At 71.4% G+C, this 25,518-nt stretch carries 25 protein-coding genes; 14 read left to right on the top strand and 11 right to left on the bottom strand.

Annotation, left to right across the window (positions count from 1 at the left end; all coding sequences use genetic code 11):
- Positions 1 to 28: 28 nt before the first annotated feature.
- Positions 29 to 1,249 (top strand): ferritin family protein, encoded by a 1,221-nt coding sequence (locus tag IE212_RS01340; protein ID WP_190195791.1) that lies wholly within the window; start codon positions 29 to 31, stop codon positions 1,247 to 1,249.
- 280 nt (positions 1,250 to 1,529) lie between these two features.
- Here IE212_RS01340 and IE212_RS01335 read toward each other — a convergent pair whose 3' ends face one another.
- On the bottom strand, positions 1,530 to 2,216 hold the full coding sequence (locus IE212_RS01335) for a class I SAM-dependent DNA methyltransferase (RefSeq protein WP_190195790.1): 687 nt from the start codon (positions 2,214 to 2,216) through the stop codon (positions 1,530 to 1,532).
- A 298-nt stretch (positions 2,217 to 2,514) separates the two neighbouring features.
- Here IE212_RS01335 and IE212_RS01330 point away from each other — a divergent pair, with 298 nt between their 5' ends.
- From IE212_RS01330 to IE212_RS01285, 10 genes are all read left to right on the top strand, one after another.
- Positions 2,515 to 3,747: a M20 family metallopeptidase gene (locus tag IE212_RS01330; protein WP_190196149.1), complete on the top strand. Its 1,233-nt coding sequence runs from the start codon at positions 2,515 to 2,517 to the stop codon at positions 3,745 to 3,747.
- Between the two features lie 248 nt (positions 3,748 to 3,995).
- On the top strand, positions 3,996 to 5,048 hold the full coding sequence (locus IE212_RS01325; protein ID WP_190195789.1) for a BMP family lipoprotein: 1,053 nt from the start codon (positions 3,996 to 3,998) through the stop codon (positions 5,046 to 5,048).
- Between the two features lie 267 nt (positions 5,049 to 5,315).
- On the top strand, positions 5,316 to 6,365 hold the full coding sequence (locus IE212_RS01320; RefSeq protein ID WP_190195788.1) for a BMP family lipoprotein: 1,050 nt from the start codon (positions 5,316 to 5,318) through the stop codon (positions 6,363 to 6,365).
- A gap of 207 nt (positions 6,366 to 6,572) precedes the next feature.
- Positions 6,573 to 8,144 (top strand): ABC transporter ATP-binding protein, encoded by a 1,572-nt coding sequence (locus IE212_RS01315; RefSeq protein WP_190195787.1) that lies wholly within the window; start codon positions 6,573 to 6,575, stop codon positions 8,142 to 8,144.
- Positions 8,144 to 9,268 carry an ABC transporter permease gene (locus tag IE212_RS01310; protein ID WP_190195786.1) on the top strand — a complete coding sequence of 375 codons (1,125 nt, stop codon included), beginning with the start codon at positions 8,144 to 8,146 and terminating at the stop codon, positions 9,266 to 9,268. Before IE212_RS01315 ends, IE212_RS01310 begins: the two co-directional genes overlap by 1 nt.
- The gene (locus tag IE212_RS01305; protein ID WP_190195785.1) at positions 9,265 to 10,539 is read left to right on the top strand and encodes an ABC transporter permease; all 1,275 of its coding nucleotides are present in this window, start codon (positions 9,265 to 9,267) and stop codon (positions 10,537 to 10,539) included. Before IE212_RS01310 ends, IE212_RS01305 begins: the two co-directional genes overlap by 4 nt.
- A complete protein-coding gene (locus tag IE212_RS01300; protein ID WP_190195784.1) occupies positions 10,536 to 10,940 on the top strand; it encodes a cytidine deaminase in 405 nt (134 codons plus the stop codon). The genes IE212_RS01305 and IE212_RS01300 overlap by 4 nt, the downstream gene beginning before the upstream one ends.
- Positions 10,941 to 11,019: 79 nt before the next feature.
- On the top strand, positions 11,020 to 12,297 hold the full coding sequence (locus tag IE212_RS01295; protein ID WP_190196148.1) for a thymidine phosphorylase: 1,278 nt from the start codon (positions 11,020 to 11,022) through the stop codon (positions 12,295 to 12,297).
- A gap of 96 nt (positions 12,298 to 12,393) precedes the next feature.
- Entirely contained in the window at positions 12,394 to 12,978 is a 585-nt protein-coding gene (locus IE212_RS01290) for a Uma2 family endonuclease (protein ID WP_190195783.1), read from the top strand.
- A 26-nt stretch (positions 12,979 to 13,004) separates the two neighbouring features.
- Positions 13,005 to 13,391, top strand: a complete 387-nt coding sequence (locus tag IE212_RS01285; RefSeq protein ID WP_190195782.1) for an STAS domain-containing protein — start codon at positions 13,005 to 13,007, stop codon at positions 13,389 to 13,391.
- On the opposite strand, the gene IE212_RS01280 is transcribed toward IE212_RS01285, so the two are convergent.
- From IE212_RS01280 to IE212_RS01270, 3 genes are all read right to left on the bottom strand, one after another.
- The gene (locus IE212_RS01280; protein ID WP_190195781.1) at positions 13,275 to 14,294 is read right to left on the bottom strand and encodes a sigma-70 family RNA polymerase sigma factor; all 1,020 of its coding nucleotides are present in this window, start codon (positions 14,292 to 14,294) and stop codon (positions 13,275 to 13,277) included. The two genes, IE212_RS01285 and IE212_RS01280, sit on opposite strands and share 117 nt — an antisense overlap.
- Positions 14,295 to 14,413: 119 nt before the next feature.
- A complete protein-coding gene (gene dnaN, locus IE212_RS01275) occupies positions 14,414 to 15,550 on the bottom strand; it encodes a DNA polymerase III subunit beta (protein ID WP_190195780.1) in 1,137 nt (378 codons plus the stop codon).
- A gap of 99 nt (positions 15,551 to 15,649) precedes the next feature.
- A complete protein-coding gene (locus tag IE212_RS01270) occupies positions 15,650 to 16,924 on the bottom strand; it encodes an MFS transporter (protein ID WP_190195779.1) in 1,275 nt (424 codons plus the stop codon).
- Between the two features lie 63 nt (positions 16,925 to 16,987).
- On the opposite strand from IE212_RS01270, the gene IE212_RS01265 reads away from it, so the two are divergent.
- Positions 16,988 to 17,941: a LysR family transcriptional regulator gene (locus IE212_RS01265; protein WP_190195778.1), complete on the top strand. Its 954-nt coding sequence runs from the start codon at positions 16,988 to 16,990 to the stop codon at positions 17,939 to 17,941.
- 70 nt (positions 17,942 to 18,011) lie between these two features.
- Here the strand turns inward: IE212_RS01265 and IE212_RS01260 are convergent, their stop codons facing one another.
- On the bottom strand, positions 18,012 to 18,770 hold the full coding sequence (locus tag IE212_RS01260) for an alpha/beta hydrolase (RefSeq protein ID WP_190195777.1): 759 nt from the start codon (positions 18,768 to 18,770) through the stop codon (positions 18,012 to 18,014).
- A gap of 123 nt (positions 18,771 to 18,893) precedes the next feature.
- Here IE212_RS01260 and IE212_RS01255 point away from each other — a divergent pair, with 123 nt between their 5' ends.
- A complete protein-coding gene (locus tag IE212_RS01255; RefSeq protein ID WP_190195776.1) occupies positions 18,894 to 20,051 on the top strand; it encodes an adenosine deaminase in 1,158 nt (385 codons plus the stop codon).
- A gap of 142 nt (positions 20,052 to 20,193) precedes the next feature.
- Complete coding sequence (locus IE212_RS01250; protein ID WP_190195775.1) at positions 20,194 to 20,496, top strand: ATP-binding protein; 303 nt, start codon at positions 20,194 to 20,196, stop codon at positions 20,494 to 20,496.
- Positions 20,497 to 20,575: 79 nt separating this feature from the next.
- Here IE212_RS01250 and IE212_RS01245 read toward each other — a convergent pair whose 3' ends face one another.
- From IE212_RS01245 to IE212_RS01220, 6 genes are all read right to left on the bottom strand, one after another.
- Positions 20,576 to 20,788 (bottom strand): PspC domain-containing protein, encoded by a 213-nt coding sequence (locus IE212_RS01245; protein WP_190195774.1) that lies wholly within the window; start codon positions 20,786 to 20,788, stop codon positions 20,576 to 20,578.
- Positions 20,789 to 20,851: 63 nt separating this feature from the next.
- A complete protein-coding gene (locus tag IE212_RS01240) occupies positions 20,852 to 21,436 on the bottom strand; it encodes a VanZ family protein (RefSeq protein ID WP_190195773.1) in 585 nt (194 codons plus the stop codon).
- Between the two features lie 103 nt (positions 21,437 to 21,539).
- Positions 21,540 to 22,202: a hypothetical protein gene (locus tag IE212_RS01235; protein ID WP_229863975.1), complete on the bottom strand. Its 663-nt coding sequence runs from the start codon at positions 22,200 to 22,202 to the stop codon at positions 21,540 to 21,542.
- Positions 22,202 to 23,800, bottom strand: a complete 1,599-nt coding sequence (locus tag IE212_RS01230) for an ATP-binding protein (RefSeq protein ID WP_373301330.1) — start codon at positions 23,798 to 23,800, stop codon at positions 22,202 to 22,204. Before IE212_RS01230 ends, IE212_RS01235 begins: the two co-directional genes overlap by 1 nt.
- 2 nt (positions 23,801 to 23,802) lie before the next feature.
- Positions 23,803 to 24,480, bottom strand: coding sequence for a two-component system response regulator AfsQ1 (gene afsQ1 / locus IE212_RS01225; protein WP_190195771.1), 678 nt, complete (start codon positions 24,478 to 24,480; stop codon positions 23,803 to 23,805).
- Positions 24,481 to 24,567: 87 nt separating this feature from the next.
- A complete protein-coding gene (locus IE212_RS01220) occupies positions 24,568 to 25,497 on the bottom strand; it encodes a CHAT domain-containing protein (protein WP_190195770.1) in 930 nt (309 codons plus the stop codon).
- Positions 25,498 to 25,518 lie beyond the last annotated feature (21 nt).

The raw sequence follows: 25,518 nt of genomic DNA, 5'->3' as shown, positions 1-25,518 counted from the left end.
CCCCTTACGACGGGACGGTCGTACGTCGATGAGCCCCCGCGCCGGGAACGCCGGCCCCCACACCCTCGCCTTCGTCGAGAGTCCGGTACAGCTGCTGAACGTGCTGGAGTGGGCGCACGCGCACGCGCCCGGCGTGGGGCTCACCCTCGTGGTGCTGTCACCCGTCGACCCGATGACGCGCGGCCAGCTGCGGCGGATGTCCGACCTGGCCCGCGACGAGGGCCACGAGGTCCGCTGGGAGGAGGCGCGCGGCGGCCCGCTCGCACCCTTCCAGACCGTCGGAGGCCTCACCGGCCTGCTCCGCGGGGCGCGCCGGGTGGTGCTGGGGGACCCCTTCTCCCGCTACGTCCAGCTGCTGCTGACCATCACTCGTGCCCGTGACCTGGTCGTCGTCGACGACGGCACGGCCACCATGGAGTTCGTCGGCCAGCTGGCCCGGGGTGAACGGCTGGTGCGCTGGCACCGCAAGGGCGGCCGGCCCGGCCCACGGGACCTGATCTTCGCGCCGGTGTCCTCCTCGGCCCGCCGCCGGCTGACCCCCGGGGGCAAGCGCCGGGTCGAGGTGTTCTCGTCCATGCCGGTGGGGGACACCCCGGCGGGCGTCACCGTCACCGCCAACGACTTCGCCTGGACCCGGGCCCGCTTCGGTCCGCCCCGCATCACCAAGGGCGCCGACATGGTCGGCACGTCCCTGGTGGAGACGGGCGTGGTGGACGACGACCACTACCTGGAGGCCGTCCGCGCCCTGGCCGGGGCCCACGGCGCCACCCGCTACTTCGCCCACCGCCGCGAGAGCCCGGCGAAACTCCACCGCCTCGCGGCCGAGACGGGCCTGGAGATCGTCCGCCCCGAACTCCCCCTGGAACTGATCGCCCGCCGCGGCCCCATCGGCCGGACGATCCTCAGCTTCCCGTCCACGGTCGTCCACACGCTGCCGCTCGCCCTGTCCGGCACGGACGTCCGGGTCGCGGTGTGCGACATCGACCCCACCTGGCTGACGGAACACGCCTCCCCCCGGGCCCAGGGCTTCCTGTCCGGGGTCACGGGAACGGCGCGGGACGTGCACCGGCTGCCCACGGTGGACGCGGCGCCCCCGGCGCCCCCGGCACATCCGCAACCTCCGGCAGACCCGGGGAGCAGCACGGGCACGGCGGACGCGGCCGGGAAGGCGGCCTCACCGGGATCGGCGGCCGACCCGGCGACCATGGCCGGCCCGGCGGGTGCCGCGGGCCCGGTGGCGGCGGGCTAGGGACCCGGGGCGCCGGGCGGGACGACCGCAGGCTGAGCCCCTGCCGCCTCCCACTCCGGGGAGGCGGGTCGGGCAGCGGACCGGGTGACCGTGGGAGTGCGTGCGTCACGGTCCCGGACGTTGGGGTCCAAACCCCACGACAGCAGCGCACCCGCCGGAGACTCGCTGGTCGCGACGGACCGGGACGGCATCGCCAGCACCCCGCAGCGGCACCTGCCGTGGTGTGGTGGCCGCAGGCCGACCACCCGGTTCCGTCGGCGCGGTGGCCGCCGGCCGGCTGTCACGAATCCCCGGTGACCAACGCCGGTCTGCGTGCCAGCAGGAACGTGCGAGGGCGCTTCTCCCCGTCCACGGCCTCCCGCAGCACACAGGCGTGCAGCTCCAGGCCGGCCCGCGTGAAGTGCGACGCGACGGTGTCCGGGGTGCGCCAGTAGTAGTCGAGTGAGATCTCCTGCCCGAAGCGCTCGGTGAGCCGCTCATGGCCGTCCTCGTCGCCGCTCTGGAAGCCGAGCAGCACGGGCGCGCCCGGCACCAGGACGCGGTGGAACTCGGCGAAGACCGAGGGCAGATGACCGTCCGGCACATGGATGATCGAGTAGAGCGCGACGATGCCGCCGAGCGTCTCGTCCGGCAGGTCCAGGGCCGTCATCGAACCGACGTGGAACCGCAGCTCCGGGTGCGCCTTGCGGGCCAGGGCCACCATGCGGGGTGAGACGTCGACCCCGAACACCGGCAGCCCGAACTCGTGCAGCCGCGCCGCCACGTGCCCGGGACCGCTGCCGATGTCGGCGACCGGGGGCTGCCTCGGAGCCCCGGCGGCCCGGACCAGATCCACGAAGGCCGTGAGCAGGGCCCGCTCCAGAGGTCTGCCCGCCAGACTGTCCGGGAACTCGGCGGCGTAGGCCTCGGCGATCGCGTCGTACGAGGTCTGGGTTGCCTGGAGGAACTCGGGAGAGTCGGCGCGCACGGGGCGCACACTATCGGCGCGGGCGCCGGCGGACGAACGAGGCGGTGTTCCGCGCGCAGGGCGTGGTATCCGTGGAGGAGGATGGATGGATACCGGAGCGGTGACTCTCGTGTGGTGGATGTCACATTCCGGGGGATGGGGTGGTCGGCCCGGCCCAAAAGGCCAGCGAGCATACCCGTCTCAGTTGATAGCTATGCGCCCGGCGGTCATATTTTCTTCCCCCAACGGGTTGAAGTTTTGTTGATCGAGGGTCAGCCGACCGCCTTGGCGCCCTACCCTTCAGAGGGTGAAGCAATTGATGTCACTGGAGTCCGAGGTCGATCTTCCCGGGGGAGCCGTGCTTCCCGGTGCGCTGCCCGACGCTCTGCGCGCCGAGCTCATCGCGTTCCGACGCGACCTGCACATGCACCCGGAGCTGGGCAACCAGGAGTTCCGCACGACCGCCGCGATCAAGGAGCGGCTCGAGAGGGCGGGCCTCAAGCCGCGCGTGCTCGACGTCGGAACCGGACTCGTCTGTGACATCGGCGTAGCCGGCGAGCAGTGGGACGGGGGCCCCAGCATGCTCGCCCTGCGGGCCGACATCGACGGCCTGCCCATCCCCGACACCAAGGCCGACTGCCCGTACCGCTCGACCGTGCCCGACCGCGCGCACGCCTGTGGCCACGACGTGCACACCACGGTCGTCCTCGGTGCCGGCCTGGTCCTCGCGGAACTGCACAAGCAGGGCGTGCTGCCCCGCCCCGTGCGGCTGATCTTCCAGCCCGCCGAGGAGGTGCTGCCCGGCGGCGCCGCCGACGCCATCAAGGGCGGGGCGCTGGAAGGGGTCGGCGCGATCATCGCCGTGCACTGCGACCCCCGGGTGGACGCGGGCCAGATCGGTCTCCGCGAGGGGCCCATCACCTCCGCCTGCGACCGGCTGGAGATCGCCCTGAACGGCCCGGGCGGCCACACCGCGCGTCCCCACCTCACGACCGACCTGGTCACCGCCGCCGCCCGCGTCGTCACCGACGTGCCCGCCCTGGTCGGCCGTCGCTTCGACAGCAGGAGCGGGCTCGCCATCACCTGGGGCCGCGTCGAGTCGGGGCACGCGCCCAACGTGATCCCGCAGCACGCCGAACTCTCCGGCACGGTGCGGTGCCTCGACATCGAGGCGTGGCGGCAGGCCCCCGACGTCGTGGTCGCCGCGATCGACGAGATCGCCAACCTGTACCGCGCCAAGTCGGAGATCAACTACGTGCGCGGAGTCCCGCCCGTCGTCAACGAACCGGGCGTGACCGAGCTGCTGCGGGACGCCATGATCGCCCGGCGCGGGGTCGAGTCCGTGGTGGGGACCGAGCAGAGCCTCGGCGGCGAGGACTTCTCCTGGTACCTGGAACGCGTCCCCGGCGCCATGGCCCGCCTGGGCGTGCGCACCCCGGGCGAGCGTCACGTACGCGACCTCCACCAGGGTGACTTCGACGTCGACGAGTCCGCGATCACGGTCGGCGTGGAACTCTTCACCGCCGCGGCCCTGGTCGACGGTCTCCGGTAGTTTTCCGCTCGCCCCCTCCGGCCGGGGCCGGAGGGGGCGAGGCGGCCCGCTGGCGTCACGGGAGGCGCCGCTTGTTTCCAGGTGCACTTTTCGTCCCTGTTCGACCCCGTGGTTCACGCGGGTGTAACGGCCACCGCCACGAATGGATAACAGCCCGGCGGCGACCCGTTCCCAGGAGTTTCTACGCGCGTTAATGTGCGCCGGACCGAGCTCCCACTGCAGGGGCTTTGGAGAATGGGGAACTTCAGATGCGTCGGACATCCAAACTGACCCGGGTCGCGGTGGGGGTCGCGTCACTCGGGCTCGTCGCCACGGCCTGTGGTGGCACCAGCAGTGAGAGCGGCGGCGGCGACAGCGGCGACGGCGGCGGCCGCGGCCTCGCCATCGCCTACGACGTCGGCGGCAAGGGCGACCAGTCCTTCAACGACGCCGCCTACAGCGGCCTCACCAAGGCCAAGGACGAGTACGGCTACAAGACCGCCGACATCGAGCCCACCGAGGGCGAGACCGACGCCGACAAGGAACAGCGCCTGACCTCGCTGGCGAAGCAGGGCTACAACCCGGTCATCGGTGTCGGTTACGCCTACGGCCCGGCGATGAAGGCCGTGGCCGCCAAGTACCCGAAGACCACGTTCGGCATCGTGGACGCCGTGGTCGAGGGCAAGAACGTAGCCTCTCTGGTCTTCGCCGAGGAGCAGGCCTCCTACCTGGCCGGTGTCGCCGCGGCCAAGGCCACCAAGTCGAAGGTCGTCGGCTTCGTCGGCGGTGTGGACATCCCGCTGATCCACAAGTTCGAGGCCGGCTACAAGCAGGGCGTCACGGACACCGACCCCAAGGTGAAGGTCCTGTCGCAGTACCTGACGCAGACGGCCCAGGAGGGCGGCTTCGCCAGCCCCGAGAAGGGCAAGGCCGCCGCCGAGGGCCAGATCGAGAAGAAGGCCGATGTGGTCTACGCGGCCGCCGGCCTGTCCGGTCAGGGCGTGATCGAGGCCGCCGCCAAGGCGAAGGTCTGGGCGATCGGCGTCGACTCCGACCAGTACAAGCAGGAACCCCTCGCCGCGTACAAGAACTTCATCCTCACCTCCGCCCTCAAGGACGTCGGCGGCGCCGTCTACGCGCTGGCCAAGTCTGTGCACGACGACAAGCCGCTGAGCGGCACCCGGACCTTCGACCTGAAGGTGAACGGCGTCGGCCTCTCCGAGTCGAACCCGGAGTACGCGAAGGTTCCGGGCCTCGCGGACGCGGTGAACAAGGCCAAGGAAGGCATCACCGGCGGCTCCATCAAGGTCAAGACCGAGTAGGGCACCGGTTCACAAGCGGTCCGAGCGGGCGGGCACCACGGGTGTCCGCCCGCTCGCTGCTTTCCGGGGCCCGGAATCACCCTGCGCCACCCTTCGTTTGCGGTCGGCAACGCCTCGGCCGACTGGGGTGAGGGCTTGGCCACGGGCGCATAACAAGGTGGACAGAAGGGGTTTTCAGGCAGGTCTACGCGCGTTAATCTGCGGCGAAACCAGCGCCGTAGCTGTCCAGCTGTCCGTCCGGCGCTTGTACGACAGGAGCACCCACACATGCGCCGGATTTCCCGGATCACGGTCGCAGGCGCAGCGACCGCTTCCCTGGCCCTCGCTCTCTCCGCCTGCGGCGGCACCTCGACCTCCGCCGGGTCGTCCGACTCGAAGGGCGACAAGGGCCTCGCCATCGCCTACGACGTCGGCGGCAAGGGTGACCAGTCCTTCAACGACGCCGCCTACGCGGGCCTGGAGCAGGCGAAGAAGGAGTTCGGGTACCAGACTGCCGACGTGGAGCCCACCGAGGGTGAGACGGGTGCCGACAAGGAGCAGCGCCTGGTCTCGCTCGCCAAGCAGGGCTACAACCCCGTCATCGGTGTCGGCTACGCGTACGCCTCGGCCGTCAAGGGCGCCGCGGAGAAGTTCCCGGACACCACCTTCGGCATCGTCGACGACGAGACGATCAACGCCAAGAACGTCGCCGACCTGGTCTTCAACGAGGAGCAGGCCTCCTACCTGGCCGGCGTCGCCGCCGCCAAGAGCAGCAAGTCGAAGGTCGTCGGCTTCGTCGGCGGTGTGGACATCCCGCTGATCCACAAGTTCCAGGCGGGCTTCGCGCAGGGCGTCAAGGACACCGACCCGAAGGTGAAGGTCCTGTCGCAGTACCTGACGCAGACCGCCGAGGAGGGCGGCTTCGCCAGCCCCGACAAGGGCAAGACGGCCGCCGAGGGCCAGATCGAGAAGAAGGCCGACGTGGTCTACGCGGCCGCCGGCCTGTCCGGTCAGGGCGTGATCGAGGCCGCCGCCGCCAAGAAGGTCTGGGCGATCGGCGTCGACTCCGACCAGTACGAGCAGGAAGCCCTCGCCAAGTACAAGGACTCCATCCTCACCTCGGCGATGAAGGACGTCGCCAAGGCCGTGTACAGCCTGGCGAAGTCCGTTGAGGACGGCAAGCCGGAGACCGGTATCGTTCGTGGCGATCTGAAGACCGGCGAAGTGAGCCTGTCGAACTCCAACCCGAAGTTCGCGGACGACGCCGAGCTCCAGGAAGCCATCAAGACGGCCAAGGAGAAGATCATCAGCGGCGAGATCAAGGTCAAGAGCAGCTGACGAGCGACTGCCTCGAGCAGGTAGTAACCCCGGGGTTACGCCCGCGGGCGGGGTACGGGGAGGCTGCTCCTCGTGCCCCGCTGCCGCGGGGCGCGGCCCCCTTGTACGCCATAGGGGCGCTACGCGCGTAGACGACCCCCGTCCCCAGGAGAGTGCGTTATCAACGCGTCCAGCAGCCCTCCGGCCGGAGCGGCGGTCAACGGATCGGTGACCGCCGTCGAACTCGCCGGGATCACCAAGCGTTTCCCCGGAGTCGTGGCCAACCACGACATCCACCTCAGCGTCCGCAAGGGCACCGTCCACGCCCTCGTCGGCGAGAACGGCGCCGGCAAGTCGACGCTGATGAAGATCCTCTACGGCATGCAGAAGCCGGACGAGGGCACCATCGCCGTCGACGGCGAGCAGGTGAGCTTCTCCTCGCCCGCCGACGCCATCGCCCGCGGCATCGGCATGGTCCACCAGCACTTCATGCTCGCCGACAACCTCACGGTCCTCGAGAACGTGGTGCTCGGCAGCGAGAAGCTCCACGGCATCGGCGCCAAGGCCCGCCGCAAGATCAAGGAGCTCTCCGACCGCTACGGCCTCGGCGCCGAGCCCGACCTCCTGGTCGAGGAGCTGGGTGTCGCCGCCCGCCAGCGCGTGGAGATCCTCAAGGTCCTCTACCGCGGCGCCACCACGCTCATCCTCGACGAGCCCACGGCCGTCCTGGTGCCGCAGGAGGTCGACGCCCTCTTCGCCAACCTGCGCGAACTGAAGTCCGAGGGCCTCTCCGTCATCTTCATCTCCCACAAGCTGGGCGAGGTGCTCTCCGTCGCCGACGAGATCACCGTCATCCGCCGCGGCACCACCGTCGGCACCGCCGTCCCCGCCGAGACCACCCCGCGTCAGCTCGCCGAGATGATGGTCGGCAGCCAGCTGCCCACCCCCGAGACGGCCGAGTCCACCGTCACCGACCGCCCGGTCATCACCGTCGACCGGCTCCGCCTGACCGCCCCCGGCGGCAAGGCGCTGCTCGACGACATCAGCTTCACCATCCACGCGGGCGAGGTCCTCGGCATCGCCGGCGTCGAGGGCAACGGCCAGACCGAACTCGTCGACGCCCTGATCGGCCTCAGGCACGCCGAATCCGGCACCATCCGGCTCGCCGACGAGGAGATCACCGCCTGGCCCACCCGCAGGCGCCGCGAGCAGGGCATCGGCTACATCCCCGAGGACCGGCACCGCCACGGCCTCCTCCTGGAGTCGCCCCTCTGGGAGAACCGCATCCTCGGCCACGTCACCGAGAAGCCCCTCGCCAAGGGCGTCTGGCTGGACCCCAAGGCGGCCCAGGAGGACACCCGCCGCATCGTCGAGACCTACGACGTGCGCACCCCCGGCATCGACGTCACCGCCGCCTCCCTCTCCGGCGGCAACCAGCAGAAGCTGATCATCGGCCGCGAGATGAGCCACAAGCCGCGCTTCCTCATCGCCGCGCACCCCACCCGCGGCGTGGACGTCGGCGCCCAGGCCGCCATCTGGGACCACATCCGCGAGGCCCGCCGCGAGGGCCTGGCCGTGCTGCTGATCTCCGCCGACCTGGACGAGCTGATCGGTCTGTCCGACACGCTGCGCGTGATCTACAACGGCAAGCTGGTCGCGGACGCCGACCCGGCCACCATCACCCCCGAGGAACTCGGCTCGGCCATGACCGGTGCCGCGACCGGGCACCTCGAGCACGAAGAGACCCCCGAGACCTCGAAGGCCGACGCCCCCGAGTCTCCGGAAGACGAGGCCCGCTGATGAAGAAGTTCGACAAGGAGCGCGTGCTCCTCGCCGTGGCCGGACCGGTCATCGCGCTCGCCGTGGCCTTCGTGCTGAGCGCGATCGTGCTGGTCGCGTCGGGCAAGAACCCGGTCGAGCCGTTCGCCGTGATGTTCGAGCAGGCCGGATTCTCGGACATCCAGGTGCTGATCATCAACCAGGCCTCGATGTACTACATCGCGGCGCTCGCGGTGGCCATCGGCTTCCGCATGAACCTGTTCAACATCGGCGTCGACGGCCAGTACCAGCTCGCCGCCATGACGGCCGCCGTCGTCGGTGCCCACGCCGACCTGCCGGCCGCCCTCCAGGTCCCGCTGCTGCTCCTGACCGCGGTCCTCACCGGCGCCTTCTGGTCCGGCATCGCCGGTGTCCTCAAGGTCACCCGCGGCGTCAGCGAGGTCGTCGCCACCATCATGCTCAACGCGATCGCCACCTCCGTGATCGCCTACATGTGGCTGCCGGACGTCTTCGGTGTGAAGGTCGGCAACAACAACACCACCGGCGAGATGCACGAGTCCGGCTGGATCCCCGGCATCGACCTGGGCGCGGCCGGCGAGATCTACGGCCTGGTCCTGCTCGCCGTCCTGCTCGGCATCGGCTACTGGGTCGTCCTCAACCGCACGCGCTTCGGCTTCGACCTGCGCGCCTCCGGCGCCTCGTCGACCGCGGCGGCGGCCAGCGGCGTCGACCCGGGGCGCATGGTGCTCACCGCGATGCTGCTCTCCGGCGGCATCGCGGGCCTCGCCGGCCTGCCGATCCTGCTCGGCGACACCCACACCTACAGCCTGAACTTCCCCACCGGCATCGGCTTCCTCGGCATCGGCATCGCCCTGCTGGGCCGCAACAGCCCCGTCGGCATCGCCTTCGCCTCCCTGCTGTGGGCCTGGCTCGACAAGGCCTCGCCCGAGCTGGACTTCCACGGCTACGACAAGGAGATCGCGGTCATCATGCAGGGCCTGATCGTCCTCTCGGTCGTCGTCTCCTACGAGGCCGTCCGCGAGTGGGGCCTGCGCCGCCAGCAGCGCCGGGTCGGCGCCGAACTGGCCGCCGGTCACGTGCTCGGCGCCCACAACAACACCACGAAGGAGGTGGCTGGCCGATGACCGCCCCCGTTACGGCGACCGACCTGAACCAGCCCACGCTGCAGCCCGCGGCGCCCACCGGCCGCCGGCTGTCGTGGCCCGTCCTGCTGCTGATCATCGCCGCGGGCCTGGCGCTCACCTCGATGGTCCGCCTCATCACCGGCGCCGACGGCATCACCAACGTCAGCCAGATGTCCACCGCGCTCCAGCTCGCCGTGCCGATCGGCCTCGCCGGTCTCGGCGGCCTGTGGGCCGAACGTGCCGGTGTGGTCAACATCGGCCTCGAGGGCATGATGATCCTCGGCACCTGGTTCGGCGCCTGGGCCGGATTCCAGTGGGGCCCGTGGACCGGTGTCCTGGTGGGCATCGCCGGCGGCGCGATCGGCGGCCTGCTGCACGCCTTCGTCACCGTCACCTTCAACGTCAACCACATCGTCTCCGGTGTGGCCATCAACATCCTCGCCCTCGGCGCCACCCGCTACCTCGCGCCCCTCGCCTTCGAGGGCCACACCGGCGGCTCCGCCAAGCAGTCCCCGGCGGTCGACTCCCTCGGCAACTTCACGGTGCCGGGCCTGTCCGACGCGCTCCGGGACCTGAACAACCAGGGCTGGTTCTTCGTCTCGGACATCGCCGGACTCCTCGGCGGCCTGGTCACCAACGTCTCCTGGCTGACCCTGATCGCCGTGGCGCTGATCCCCGCGACCTGGTGGATCCTGTGGCGCTCCGCGTTCGGCCTGCGGCTGCGCTCCTGCGGCGAGAACCCGGTCGCCGCCGAGTCCCTCGGCGTCAACGTCTACAAGTACAAGTACATCGCCGTCGTCGTCTCCGGCGGCCTGGCCGGCCTCGGTGGTGCCTTCCTGTCGATCGTCGCCAACCCCTTCTACCTGGAGGGCCAGGTCAGCGGCCGCGGCTTCATCGGCCTCGCCGCGATGATCTTCGGCAACTGGATGCCGGGCGGCCTCGCCCTCGGCGCGGGCCTGTTCGGCTACACCGACAGCCTCAACCTGCGCGGCGGCTCCGCCAACGTCCACGCCCTGCTGCTGCTCGGCGCGCTGCTGCTCGTCATCGGCGCGATCTGGCTGGTGGTCCGCAAGAAGTACGTCCCGGCCGGGTGCACTCTGATCGCCGGTGCCCTGGTGTTCACCTGGTACGCGACCACCGACGAGGTGCCCAACCAGGTCGTCTCCGCCACGCCGTACGTCATCACCCTGGTGGTCCTCGCACTGTCCGCCCAGCGCCTGCGCATGCCCAGGGCGAACGGCATGCCGTACCGGAAGGGGCAGGGCAAGTGACCGGCGACGGCCCCGCAGCCGACTGGGAGAAGCTGCGCGCCGTGGCCCGGGACGCCATGTCCCGGGCGTACGCCCCGTACTCCGGCTACCCGGTCGGCGTGGCCGCCCTGGTCGACGACGGGCGGATCATCTCCGGCTGCAACGTCGAGAACGCCTCGTACGGGCTCTCCCTGTGCGCCGAGTGCGGCCTGGTGTCCGAGCTGCACAACACCGGCGGCGGCCGTCTGACGCACTTCACCTGCGTCGACCGGGACGGGGAGCCGCTCGTCCCGTGCGGCCGCTGCCGCCAGCTGCTGTACGAGTTCGGCGGCCCGGACCTCCTGCTGGAGACTCCGGCGGGCATTCTGCCGCTGTCGGAGATGCTGCCCCAGGCCTTCGGACCCGGCCACCTCGGCAACTGACTCCGTACGGCCCCTCCCAGCCGCTCAGGAGGGGCCGTACGGCTTTTTGAAACCTCGGAAGGAAGCCCATCCCATGGCCATGGACGCCATCTCCGTCATCCGCACCAAGCGGGACCGCGGCGAGCTCAGCGACGAGCAGATCGACTGGGTCATCGACGCGTACACCCGCGGGGAGGTGGCCGACGAGCAGATGTCGGCCCTCGCGATGGCCATCCTGCTCAACGGCATGAACCGCCGCGAGATCGCCCGCTGGACGGCGGCCATGATCGCCTCCGGCGAGCGCATGGACTTCTCGTCCCTGTCCCGCCCGACGGCGGACAAGCACTCCACGGGCGGTGTCGGCGACAAGATCACGCTCCCGCTGGCCCCCCTCGTCGCCGCCTGTGGCGCCGCCGTCCCGCAGCTGTCGGGCCGCGGCCTCGGCCACACCGGCGGCACCCTGGACAAGCTGGAGTCCATCCCCGGCTGGCGTGCCCTGCTCTCCAACGACGAGATGCTGTCGGTGCTGGACGGCACCGGCGCGGTGATCTGCGCGGCGGGCGACGGCCTGGCCCCCGCGGACAAGAAGCTGTACGCGCTCCGGGACGTCACGGGCACCGTCGAGGCGATCCCGCTGATCGCCTCGTCCATCATGTCCAAGAAGATCGCGGAGGGCACGGGCTCCCTGGTCCTGGACGTGAAGGTCGGCACGGGCGCCTTCATGAAGACCCTCGACGACGCCCGCGAACTGGCGTCCACGATGGTCGGTCTGGGCACTGACCACGGCGTGAAGACGGTCGCGCTGCTCACGGACATGTCCACCCCGCTCGGCCTCACCGCGGGCAACGCCCTGGAGGTCCGCGAGTCGGTGGAGGTCCTGGCGGGCGGCGGCCCGGCGGACGTGGTCGAGCTGACGATCGCCCTGGCCCGCGAGATGCTCGACGCGGCGGGCATCAAGGACGCGGACCCGGCGAAGGCCCTGGCGGACGGCTCGGCGATGGACGTCTGGCGCCGCATGATCAAGGCGCAGGGCGGCGACCCGGACGCGACCCTGCCGGTGGCCCGCGAGCAGCACGTGATCAAGGCCCCGGCCACGGGCGTCCTCACCCGCCTCGACGCCTACGGCATCGGCGTCGCCGCCTGGCGCCTGGGCGCGGGCCGTGCCCGCAAGGAGGACCCGGTCCAGGCGGGCGCGGGCGTGGAGCTGCACGCCAAGCCGGGCGACACGGTGCGGGAGGGCGAGCCCCTGCTGACCCTGCACACGGACACGCCGGAGCGCTTCGAGTACGCGCTCCAGTCGGTCGAGGGCTCCTACGACATCGCGGCGCCGGGGACGGACTTCACGGCCTCGCCGGTGGTACTGGAACGTATCGCCTGACCAGGCGGTTTCTCATTCGGGTGAACGGGATCGGTGGACCCCTGCCGGTCCCGTTCGGCATGCTGGGATCGGTGACGCACCGATTGGAGAACCGCCATGAGCGCACTCACCGTGAGCCAGGATCCCGAGCAGAGCTGGGACGACCTCGTCCGGTTCTGGGAGGAGATGGATTGGCCCGAGGGCAGCAAGGTGGAGATCATCGAGGGGATCATCACCGTGTCACCTGCTCCCGCGTATCGCCACAATGTGATCGCGGCCCGCATCCAGCGTCGCCTCTACTCCGTCATCCCCGAGGACTGGGAAATCTTCCAGACACTGGCGATCGCCGTGCCGTCACGTCTCGGCATGCTCATCCCGGATCTCGTGGTGGCCCCCGTAAGGGAGGACGCTGACACGGACACCCACATCCCGGCCGCCCTCGCCGAACTCGTCGTCGAGGTCACGTCAAAGTCCAACGCTCGCCAGGACCGCGTCAGCAAGCCCGCTGCCTACGCCACCGCCGGTATCCCGCTCTACCTCCTCGTCGACCGCTGGGCCGCCGACGGCCCCACCGTGACGCTCTACGGCGAGCCCAAGGGTGATGTCTACCGCCCCCTGGCCACCGCCGAGTTCGGCGAGGCGATCAAGCTGCCCGCGCCCTTTGACCTTGTCATCGACACCAGCGAGTTCCCGGAGAGCTGAGGGAGTCGGCACGACGGCCCGTCGCGATGAGTTGCAGCCCTCCGCCGGGTCTACAGATCGTGGACGCCATGACACCGCCCGTGCTCGTACTGCCCGGCCCCGTCACCCGGGACGAGGTGAACGGGCTGAGCGACGACGTGCGAGCACTGCTGAGAGGCGCCCGCGCCAGGGTCGTGGTGTGCGATGTCGGGGGCCTGGGGCCGCCGGGGCTTGCCGCCGTCGATCTGCTCGCGCGGCTTCAGCTGGCCGCCCGCCGGGCGGGGGGCCGGATACGGCTGCGTGACCCCGACCCGGCTCTACGCGCCCTCCTCGACCTGGTCGGTCTCCGCCTCGAGGTGGAGGGGCAGGCCGAAGAGCGGGAACCAGCGCTTGGTGTCGAGGAAGCAGTGGAACCCGGTGATCCGGCCGTCTGAGATCTCCAGCACCTGGACCGCCCACGGCGTGAAACCGCCGCCGCCCTCCGGGTCGGGCTTGTACTGGGCGAAGCCGGGCAGGCCGTTGACCTGGACGGGGACGAGCCGGGAGCCCGCGCAGGGCGCGCCGAGCGTGGTCATGAACCCGGTGATGTCCCGTACCCCGGTCAGCCACAGGTCGAACGGCGGCATCGTCATGACCGCGTCCTCGTGCAGCAGGGCCGTCAGCGCCGTCATGTCGTAGCCCTCGAAGGCCGCCACATAGCGGTCCAGCAGCTTTTGCTGGTCCTCGTCCAGCGGGTCGGAGACGGCCGCGTCGGCGCCCGGCTCCTGCCGCTCGGCCAGGGTGGCGCGGGCCCGCTGGAGGGCGCTGTTGACCGACGCCACCGAGGTGTCCAGCAACTCGGCGACCTCGCCGGCCTTCCAGGCCAGCACCTCACGCAGGATCAGCACGGCCCGCTGCTTGGCCGGCAGCCGCTGCAGCGCCGCCATGAAGGCGAGCCGCACGGACTCCTTGGCGACGGCCGCCTCCGCCGGGTCGTCGGTCGTGGGCAGCACACGGCCGTCCGGCATGGGCTCCAGCCAGGTGTTGTCCGGCCGGGGGGTAAGGGCCGCCTGGGCGAGCGGGGTGGACTCGGTCAGGTCCATGGGCCGGGCACGCTTGTTGCCCGCGGTCAGCATGTCCAGACACACGTTGGTCGCGATGCGGTAGAGCCAGGAGCGGAGGCTGGAGCGGCCCTCGAACTTGTCGTAGCTGCGCCAGGCCCGGATCATCGTGTCCTGCACCGCGTCCTCGGCCTCGAAGGAGGAGCCGAGCATCCGGTAGCAGTACCCCGTCAGCTCGGTGCGGTGTGCCTCCAGTCTGGTGTCGAGGTCCGTCGGTGCCGCCGTGCCGTTCGTCATCGTCCACCCACCCCTGTGGAATCCCTGTCACGCGCCGTCGCGCCCAGCACTTCGGAAGCTACCGCAGAGCACTGACAACGGCCCCTCGAGCGCAGAAGGCGCAGGCCGAGGCAGTCGGCTCAGACCAGTTGCTTCACCGACATCAGCAGATGCCGGTGCTCGCCGGCCGCCCCGTCCCCGGCGCCGCCGGGCACCGCGTGCAGCAGCGCCCGCTGCCCCGCCCCGAGCAGCTCCAGTCGTACGCGCGGGCTGTCGAAGGAGGCCAGCGCGTCCAGGAGGTAGGCCGGATTGAACGCCACCGGCACCTCATCGGCGCCGGTCAGCGTGGCCGGGAGCCGCTGGGCCGCCACGTCGTCCCCGTAGCCGGCGCGCAGCCGCACGGACCCGTCGGCCGAGAAGTCCAGCCGCACCGGACTGTTCGCCTCCGCCACCACCGCGACCCGCCGGACCGCCTCCGCGAGCTCTTCGCACTCCACCTCGGCGACCGCGGCGCCGGCCATGTCGAACAGCGACTTGTACGTGGGCAACCGCCCGTCCAGAAGCCGCAGCGCGGCCCGGGTCCGCCCGCCCTCGAGCCCGATCAGCCCGCTCCCGGCGGGGTCCCAGCCGATTCGCACGTCCTCGCGGCGCCCCAGCGACCGCGTGAGATCCAGTAGCCGCCGCGCGGGCAGCAGCGCCTCCACGACGTCCTCGCAGGCCGCCGCCTCCGGTTTCCACCCCAGCCGCCGCACGGCATACCGGTAGCGGTCCGAGGCGGCCAGGGTCATGTCCCCGCCGTCCAGCCGCAGCTGGACGCCCGTCAGCAGCGGCAGCGTGTCGTCACGGCCGGCCGCGACCGCGACCTGCGCGACGGCCGTCGCGAACGCGTCGGCGCCCACCGTGCCGTACGGCGGGGGCGGCGCCGGCAGGGCCGGGTACTCGGCGAGCGGCAGCGTCGACAACCCGAACCGCGTACCGTCGGCCTCCACGGTGAACCGCGACGCCTCCAGCGCACAGTGCAGTGGCCCGTCCGGCAGCACCCGGCAGACATCCTGCAGCCGCCGCCCCAGGACGAGCACCCGCCCGGGCGCCGTGACCTCGGCGTCGGCCTCCACCCGGACGGACGCCTCGAAGTCGAACCCCGTCACGGCCAGCCGCCCCGCGTCGGCCTCCAGCAGCAGCCCCCCAAGCACCGGCACCGGTGTCCGCGCCGGAAGGGCCCGTACGGCCCGCCCCACGGCCTCGGCGAGCGCCGTCCGGTCGATGCGGAACTCCATGAAAAATCCCCCTGCCAGGTCCGGTGGTCAGCAGAGGCGGACGTTATCCGCGCCCACTGACAACCGGCCCCGATCAGGGGGAACAGCCCAGAGTCCGGCTCAGGCGGCCGTGGCCAGCCGCCGCTGCAGCCGTGCCGCCCGCGTCCCGAAGACCGTGATCGCGACGACGCCCAGCACCGCCAGCAGGCCGACCCCGACCGTCCCGGCCCAGCCGCCCGTGTGGAAGGCGATCGCGCCGACCGTGCTGCCCGCGCTGGAGCCGATGTAGTAGGCGGACTGGTACAGGGCCGAGGCCTGGGCGCGGCCCCTGGTGGCCGTCTTGCTGACCGCCGAGGAGGCGACCGCATGGCCCGCGAAGAAGCCCCCGGTGATGAGGACCAGGCCCAGCAGGACCAGCGGGAGCGAACCGGCGAGCGACAGCAGCAGGCCCGCCGCCGTCGTACCGCCCGCCGCGTACAGCGCGCCCCGGCGGCCCAGCCGGCCCACCAGGCGGCCGGCCGTCGACGCCGACACCGTGCCGACGAGGTACACCAGGAAGACCGAGCCGATGATGCCCTGGGGCAGTGAGAACGGAGCCTCGGTCAGGCGGTAGCCGATGACCGTGTACACGCCGCCGAAGACCGTCATGAACAGCGCGCCGATCGCGTACAGCCGGCACAGCAGCGGGTTCGACAGGTGGTCACGGACCGTGCGGGCCAGGACGCGCGGACGCAGCGAGCCGGTCCGGAAGTTCCTGGGCGCGGGAAGCAGCACCCGGAAGGCCACCGCGCAGGCCACGGCGATCGCGCCGATCACACCGACGGCGACCCGCCAGCCCCACTCCTGCGCGACCCAGCCGGTGATCACCCGGCCGCTCATCCCGCCGACGCTGTTGCCCGCCACGAACAGCCCGATCGCGGTGACCAGGGCCTTGGGGGTGACCTCCTCGGCGAGGTACGCCGTCGCCGACGCCGGCAGCCCGGCCAGCGCCGCGCCCTGCAGCGCCCGCAGCGCCACCAGGACGCCCAGCGACGGGGCGAAGGGCACCAGCAGTCCGATCGTCACCGCCACGGCCAGCGAGGCCGTCATGACCGTACGCCGCCCGAAGCGCTCCGACAGGGCGCTCATCGGCAGTACGAACAGCGCCAGCCCGCCCGTCGCGGCGGCCACGGTCCAGCTCGCGTCGCTCGCCGCGACCCCGAACTCGCCGGAGATCAGCGGGAGCAGCGCCTGTGTGGAGTACAGCAGTGCGAAGGTCGCGACACCCGCGAGGAACAGGGCGAGGCTCATCCGGCGGTAACCGGGCCCGCCCGGGGACATGCGCGAGTCGGGAGCGGCAGGGACAGAGGCATCGGCGCCCACGGTGGTGGACGCCCCGGTACTGGCGGGAGACATGCCTCGAAATTACGTACGCCCCTGCTGATCCGTCCAATGCATGGAACCGCCATAATCGTTCCCATGGTGCATCAACACAGTTCAGCGGCTCGGCTGTCACCATCCAGTGACACAGAAGACATGGTGATGTTGCTGGCGCCACGCCTTGCGTACTTCGCCGGCGTGGCCCGCACCGAGCACGTCACCCGCGCCGCCCAGGAGATGAACGTCCCCCAGTCGACCCTGTCCCGGTCCATGGCCCGCCTGGAGCAGGACCTGGGCGTGGACCTCTTCGCCCGCCGCGGCCGCACCGTCTCCCTCACCCCGGCCGGCCGGACCTTCCTCACCTCCGTCGAACGCGCCCTGTCCGAGATCGAGCGCGCCGCCGACGAGGTGCGCGCCGACGCCGACCCCACCACCGGGAAGGTCGCCTTCGGCTTTCTGCACACCATGGGCGCGGAGACCGTACCCGGCCTTCTCCAGGCCTTCCGCGCCGACCACCCGCGCGTCCGCTTCAGCCTCGTCCAGAACTACGGCGAGGCCATGCTCGAGCGCCTTCGCGCCGGCGAGCTGGACCTGTGCCTGACGTCCCCCGTCCCCGACGCGCCCGACCTGGTGGCCCGCCGCCTGGACGAGCAGAAACTCCGCCTCGTCGTCCCCGCCGACCATCCCCTCGCCTCCCGCCGGCGCGTCCGCCTCGCCGAAGCGGCCGACGAAACCTTCGTCACCCTCGAACCCGGCTACGGCATGCGCCGCATCACCGACGACCTCTGCAAGGAGGCCGGTTTCAGGCCCCGCATCGCCTTCGAGGGCGAGGAGGCCGAAACGCTGAGGGGCCTGGTGGCGGCGGGTCTCGGCGTCGCCCTCCTGCCGCCGCCGGCCGTGCCCCGCCCAGGAGTGGTGGAACTGACGGTCACGGCCCCACGAGCCGTGCGGGAAATCGGCGTCGCCTGGCTGGAGGGCCACCCGGACACACCCCCGGTAGCGGCCTTCAAAAGGTTCCTGCTCTCAAGAAGAGGCAGCTTGCTCCCCACCTGAGGGGCGCGGGGAACTGCGCGATCAGCCACGAACGACCCGCACCCGCCAACCGGCAAGCACTCCCACGGCGCTACCGCCTCGAAGGCTTGAACCCCGCGGCCAACGGCATCCGCAACCCCAGCGGCGGCGGCGCGGCGAACGCGTCCCGCACCGGCCGGGAAACGGCCCTGCCGAACAGCGCGCCCATCACGAAATCCTCAGCCAGCGCCAGTACTTCGTCCCGGTACTGAGTCAGCCCGTGCCCGTCCGTGTGCACCTCGAACCGGCACACATCCCGGTTCGCCTTCTTCGCCCGGGCCGCCAGCCGGAACGACAACTCGGGGTCCGTCCGCCCGTCGTTCGTGCCGTGCACGATCAGCACCTGCCGCCCCACCAACTGCTTCACCGGTTCGGGTGGTGCCGCCGCGTCCTCCTCCGGCAGCCAAGGAGCCAGTGCCAGCACGGAGTTGACGGTCTCGTGGCCGCCCGCGCGCAACCCGGCGCGACCGCCCATGCCGACACCGGCGAGGCAGACCGGGACGTCGCCGTAGCGCCGTACGACCTCGTCGGCGGCCCACGCCGCGTCGCGCGCGAGGTTGGCCTCGCCGCCGTTCCAGCCGCGGCAGCGGTAGTGCACCACGTGTGTGACGAGGCCCTCGTCCCGGCCCGCGCGTGCCAGGCGGCGTCCCAGGGCCCGTACCGAGGCGGTCGCCAGCAGGGGGGACGGCCTGCGTCCGGAGACCTCGTCGCCACCGGGGAGCAGCAGCACCACGCCGCTCACCGCCGTCGGTTCCGGACCGAACGTCCTGCCCAGCCGGGCCCTGCCAACCGGCGTCGCTTGGTGTGCCATGGCAGAACAGTGTCAGAAGCGCGGGTGTACTCGACCCGTCCCCGTGGTCACCGTTGGGTATCGACGGAAACGCGAGGGGACCGAGGACGCGCCATCTACGCGCGTAGGCGTTAGAGTGCGGAAATGACGAGCCAGACCATTGTGAACACCCCGACAACGGACCAGATCCGCCGGGCGCCCAAGGTTCTGCTGCACGACCACCTCGACGGCGGACTGCGCCCCGCGACGATCGTCGACCTCGCCCGCGCGACCGGATACGGCCGGCTCCCCGAGACCGACCCCGAGAAGCTCGGCGTCTGGTTCCGGGAGGCCGCCGACTCCGGCTCCCTGGAACGGTACTTGGAGACCTTCTCGCACACCGTCGGCGTCATGCAGACCCGCGACGCCCTGGTGCGGGTCGCCGCCGAGTGCGCCGAGGACCTCGCCGAGGACGGTGTCGTCTACGCCGAGGTGCGCTACGCCCCCGAGCAGCACCTGGAGGGCGGCCTGAGCCTCGAAGAGGTCGTCGAGGCCGTCAACGAGGGCTTCCGGGAAGGGGAGCGGCGGGCGCGGGCGGGCGGTCACCGCATCCGCGTCGGTGCCCTGCTCACCGCCATGCGGCACGCCGCGCGCGCTCTGGAGATCGCCGAACTCGCCAACCGCCACCGGGACCTCGGAGTCGTCGGTTTCGACATCGCGGGCGCCGAGGCCGGCTACCCGCCCACCCGGCACCTGGACGCCTTCGAGTACCTCAAGCGCGAGAACAACCACTTCACCATCCACGCCGGCGAGGCCTTCGGACTGCCGTCCATCTGGCAGGCCCTGCAGTGGTGCGGCGCCGACCGGCTCGGGCACGGGGTGCGGATCATCGACGACATCCAGGTCCACGAGGACGGCCGGGTCGAACTCGGGCGGCTCGCCTCGTACGTCCGGGACAAGCGCATCCCGCTGGAGCTGTGCCCCAGTTCCAACCTCCAGACAGGCGCGGCGTCCTCGTACGCCGAGCACCCCATCGGGCTGCTGCGACGGCTGCACTTCCGCGCCACCGTCAACACGGACAACCGCCTCATGTCCCACACCAGCATGAGCCGGGAATTCGAGCACCTTGTCGAGGCATTCGGTTACACGCTCGACGACATGCAGTGGTTCTCTGTCAATGCGATGAAATCGGCATTCATTCCTTTCGATGAAAGGCTGGCCATGATCAATGACGTGATCAAGCCGGGATATGCCGAGCTGAAATCCGAATGGCTGTTCCGTCAAACCGCTCCCACCAGCGGTTCTCCGGCCTCGGAGGGGTGACCTCGACGCCGGGGGCACACAAGGAATGCGGGCGGTATTCACATGCCGTCCGCATTTCGATGTTTGCGGTGCGCGGCGCGCCGTGTCTACGGTCGCCGGACCGCTCACACACCCCGTCATTCCATTGCGAGGACGCGTTTTCATGAAGCAGTCTGCTGCCAAGTCCCTCGGTGTCGCCGCTCTCGGTGCCGCCTTCGCCGCCGCCGGCGCGGGCGTCGCCGACGCCGCCCCGGCCGTCCCGGACACCGCCCGGACGCTGGAGACCGTCACTCGGGCGCTCCCGGCGGAGCAGCTCCCCCGGACGCTGCCGGGCTCGGCTGGGACGCGTGGCCAGGACCCGGCCGGCCAGGCCACCAAGCTGCTCGGCGGCCTGCCGGCGAAGGGCCTGCCCACGCAGGGCCTGCCGGCGAAGGGGCTTCCCGCCAAGGGTCTTCCGGCCGTCTGACCGTCCCGGCCGGGCGGACACGCCGAGGGGGCGCACCCCTGGACACAGGGTGCGCCCCATCGGCGCTGCGTTCAGCCGGTCACCAGGCCGTCTGGGCCTTGCTCTGCACCTTGTCCTCCGAGGGCAGCAGGATCCACAGCGCGATGTACAGCAGGAACTGCGGCCCCGGCAGCAGGCACGAGACCAGGAAGATCACCCGCATCGTCGTCGCGGAGGTGCCGAAGCGCCGTGCCAGGGCGGCGCACACTCCGCCGATCATGCGGCCGTTGGTGGGGCGGGCGAGGCGGGACATGTGCGACTCCTTCGTGAGCGTCTGTTGAGGCCTCTGGTCCGAGTACCCCGTCTGCACTCCACGCTACGGAGACGAAGGGGGCAAAGCGTCGCTCCACGGGGCGATCCCGACCCTGGGAATCGTCGGGGTCCGACCCTGAGCCGGCTCCTCCGCCGTCAGGGGCGTCCGGGGCAGGCGCGCGAGGGTGCGGCGGCGCAGCCAGGAACGGCCGGCCGGGACGAGCGCGAGGTGCGCGAGGGCCACGCCCGCGGTGTTCAGGAACAGCGAGTCGATGTCGACGACCTGGCCGGGAACGCCGGTCTGGAGCAGCTCGATGCCCAGCGACAGCAGGGCGCCGGCGGTGACGGTGTTCAGCAGCGACGCCCACGGCGAGACGGTCAGTCTGCCGCTCGCCATGGGCAGCAGCACACCCAGCGGGGCGAGCAGCGCTAGCCCCTCGCCGATCCGGCGGGCCGCCTCGGGCCAGCCCATGGCGAGATCGGCCCGCAGGCCGTCGAACGGCCGCAGATTGGCGGGCATCACCCAGGGCACGTTCAGTGGCCGCAGCGTGAACCAGGCGACGAACACGAGGTGTGCGACGAGGAGGACACCTCCTGTCACACGGATGCGGAACGCGGCGCTGCCGCCGATGGAGCCTTGACGCTGCACGTCCCCCTAGACGCGGTCTCCGGCAGGATCGGTTCCGGGGCGCCCGCCGGCAGCCCTGTGAGGCATGCGCCACAGCCCGGTCCGCGTCACTCCCCGGGCCGTGTCACTCCCCGGCCGCGTCCCTGGACGGAAGCTCCTCGCTGCCCGGGCGGGCCCGTACCTCGTCGGTGCACTCGTAGCGCCGCGGCGCCTGAGCGCCGGGACCGCCGAGGACCACGGAACCGTCTCCTTCGGCGGCCGCCGAGTCGGAGAAGGTGCAGACGAGCTGGGCGAGGGCGTACGAGGTGAGACTGTCGGGGGCCGTGCTGAGCCGCAGCGTGTCCTCCGGGTCGCCGGCGCGGGGTCCGCGGACGGTGATGCCGCCGCGTACGTCCGTGCTGTAGCCGGCCTCCTTCTCCGTGGGCGACGGCGGTGCCGCGAGCTCGTCCAGCAGGCCCTGAGCCACCAGCACGCGCCGCTCGGAGTCGGCCGCGCCGGCCGGCACCCGCACGGCCCGGTCGACGGTCACCAGCGAGGACCCGCACAGCAGGAACACCTGCACCGGCACCCCCCGGGCTGCCTGCGCCGCCACGTCCGGCTCGGCGAGCGAACACCGCACCCGCGAGGGCGCGGGCCCGTAGTTCGTCGGCACCTCGGTGGCCCGTATCCCGCATCCGGCGAGCAGCACGGCGAGTGCCGACACGGCACCGACCCGGGCAGCGGCCACGAGACGCTGCCCCGTGACCCGCGCGGCCGCGGGCGCGGCCGGTGAGCGGCGTATGAGCATCAGGCGTCTCCCTTCGCGTCCTCGCCGCCCGTCGGGCCGGCGTCGTCCCCGGGCTGCCGCTCGCCCTCGGCGGGCCGCTCCGCCGACGCGACCGTGTCACGCGGGAGCCGCAGCGTGAACACGGCGCCGGAGTCCGGTGAGTTGGCCGCGGTGATCTCGCCGCCGTGGATGTGGGCGTTCTCCAGGGCGATGGACAGACCCAGGCCGCTGCCCTCGGAGCGCGGCCGGGAGGCGCTGGCCTTGTAGAAGCGGTCGAACACGTGCGGCAGGACGTCCTCGGGGATGCCGGGCCCGTGGTCCTGGACCTCGATGACGAGCGAGTCGTCCGTCTCGCGGACGGACACCCGCACCGGGGAGCCGCCGTGCTTGAGCGCGTTGCCGATGAGGTTGGCCAGGATGACGTCCAGCCGGCGCGGATCCAGGCGGGCGTGGATGCCGCGCTCGGCGTCCAGCTCGACCGCGTCCAGCCAGGCCCGGGCGTCGATGCACGCGGTGATCTGGTCGGCGATGTCGACGTCGTCCAGGACCAGCCGGGCGGTGCCCGCGTCGAAGCGGGTGACCTCCATCAGGTTCTCCACCAGGTCGTTCAGGCGCCGGGTCTCGCTGACCACCAGCCGCACGGCCGGCTCGATCATCGGGTCCATGCTCCCGGTCTCCGCCTCCAGCTCCTCCTCCAGCACCTCTGTCACGGCGGTGATCGCGGTGAGTGGTGTCCGCAGCTCATGGCTCATGTCCGCCACGAACCGACGGGACGCCTCGTCCCGCGCGGCCATCTCCGCGACCCGCTTCTCCAACGCCTCGGCCGCGTTGTTGAACGTCCGGGACAAATCGGCGAGTTCGTCGGTCCCGGACACCCGGAGCCGGGTGTCGAGCCTGCCCTCGCCGAGCCGCCGCGCGGCGGTCCCGAGCCGCTGCACCGGCTTCAGCACCGTGGTCGCCGCGGCCTGCGCGAGCAGCGCCGATCCGATCAGCGCGAGCCCCGTGGCGATCCCCAGCGACCAGGCGAGCGAGTTCAGGTCCTTGGCCTCCGGTTCCAGCGACTTCAGCATGTAACCGGTCGGACCGCCGCCGATCACCCGAGTCCCGGCCACGAGGTACGGGGTGTCGTGGTCGACGACCCGCTGCCAGTACAGGTGGTACGGATGCTCGTTGGCCCCGTCGGCCTTCTGCTTCTTGTTCACCGCCGTGCGCAGCGAGGCCGGAACGTCCCCAAGCGAGAAGCCGTTCAGCCCGCCGGAACCGCCGTAGACCGTCCGGCCCCCGGCGTCCGTGGCGACCAGCAGCACGCTGAAACGCTGGTCACTGCCCGCCATCTGGCCGGCGGTGTGCTGCAACTCGTCCTGCGTCGGATGCCCGGGGAGCGCGCCCGCCCGGTTCTGCATCTCCTGCTCGAAGTCGCGCAGCACCGCGTCCTGGGCACGCGTCAGCACGGCCTCACGGTTGAGCCAGTACGCGATGCCGGACGCGGACACGGCGGCCGTCAGCGCCACCAGCCCGAACACGACGACCAGCCGCAGTCGCAGGCTGGTGAAACGCAGCCGTGACCAGACTCCCTTGCGCGCCGCGGTCCAGCCGCGGGTCCCCCCTTGTCGCCGCATCGTCACTGAGGCGGATCCAGCCGGTAGCCGACACCACGCACGGTCCGGATCAGCGTCGGGGAGGACGGCACGTCCTCGACCTTGGCACGCAACCGCTGGACACAGGCGTCCACGAGCCGCGAGTCACCCAGGTAGTCGTGCTCCCACACCAGCCGCAGCAGCTGCTGCCGGGACAGCGCCTGACCCGGCCGCCGGCTCAGCTCCAGCAGCAGCCGCAGCTCGGTCGGTGTGAGCTGGAGGTCCTCGCCGTTCTTCGTCACGGTCATCGCCGAACGGTCGATGACGACGCTGCCGAACGTGGCCGCGTCGTTGGACTCCCGCTCACCGCGCCGCAGCACGGCCCGGATACGGGCGTCGAGCACCCTCCCCTGCACCGGTTTGACGACGTAGTCGTCGGCGCCGGACTCCAGCCCGACGACCACGTCGATGTCGTCGCTGCGCGCGGTCAGCAGAATGATCGGCAACTGGTCCGTGCGCCGGATGCGCCGGCACACCTCGAACCCGTCGATGCCGGGCAGCATCACGTCCAGCACGATCAGATCCGGCCGCTGCTCACGCAGCAGCTTCAGACCGTCCTCACCGCTGGCAGCGGTCGCCACGCGGTGTCCCTGGCGCGTCAGAGAGAGCTCCAGGGCCGTCCGGATGGCGTCGTCGTCCTCGATCAGCAACAGGGAAGGCACGGGCTCATTCTGGCCCATGGAGGGGGCGGGGATCGACCCGTACGGGTCGCGGACATCCGAGCGGGGTCCGTGGACGACTCCGCGTCCTCAGAAGAGGCGGGCGACCTCGTCGCCGTGGAGCTCCGGCGGCGCCGCGGGAGGACGACGGCCCATGGCCGCCTGGGCGTCCCGGCAGCTGGCCGCGACGGAGTCGCCGGAGGCCAGCGAGCGGTAGAGCTGCTGGGCGAACGGCAGGGCCTGGATGTCCTCGATGGCGCACGGCCAGCTGATCACGGACGCGATGGCGCCGCAGAGCTCCTCGCCCATCGCGTAGGAGTCGCAGAAGCTGAGGACGGCGAGGCGCGGCGGCGTGCGGGCCCGGGCGATCTGGTCGCAGAGCGCCTTGGGCGAGGTCGGAAGGTCGTGGCCGTCCTGGGTGAGGTGGACGTCGGTGAAGGAGCTGTGCGCGGCGAAGTGGACGACGGCCGGGTGATGCCGGTCCAGGATCCCGCGGATCTCGCCCAGCGCCACCGCCCCCTTCTCCACCAGGTCGATGTAGCTCCCGGCGAGGGCCTGCCGGATGTAGGCGGCCTCGGTCGTGAAGTCGTTGCGGCCGGGCTGGGCGTTGCCGGAGAGGAAGAGGACGCGGCGGGCGGATGTGGTGGCGGCGGATGACGAGGCGCTGTGTGACATGAGTGAGACGGGGCTGTTCTGCTCGCTCTGCTGGGTCAGGTTGACGGATTGGTTCTGGTCCTGATGCTGGGCGAGGAAGAGCCCTGAGGCCGGGACCGGCGCGCGCGGCGGCCCGGGAGTGACGTGCAGCTCCGGCGCCGGTGGACGGGGCTTGTGGGCGATCTCCCGCTGGCGGTGAACCAGCTCGCCCTCGTCGATCCCCAGGGCCTTGACGATGGCTGTCTGGGCGACGCCCGACTCACGCAGCCGCGCTGATGCTCTCAGGGCCAGGTCCAGGGCGTCCTGTGCGTCGCGGTACCCGGAGGCGTTGTCGTAGGCGTCACCGATGGCGCTGAGGTACGACATCTCCTTCAGCGTGAGTGGCCT

The sequence above is a fragment of the Streptomyces djakartensis genome, from assembly GCF_014651075.1.
In the GTDB taxonomy this organism is placed as follows: domain Bacteria; phylum Actinomycetota; class Actinomycetes; order Streptomycetales; family Streptomycetaceae; genus Streptomyces; species Streptomyces djakartensis.
This window is presented reverse-complemented; position numbering and strand designations above follow the sequence as displayed.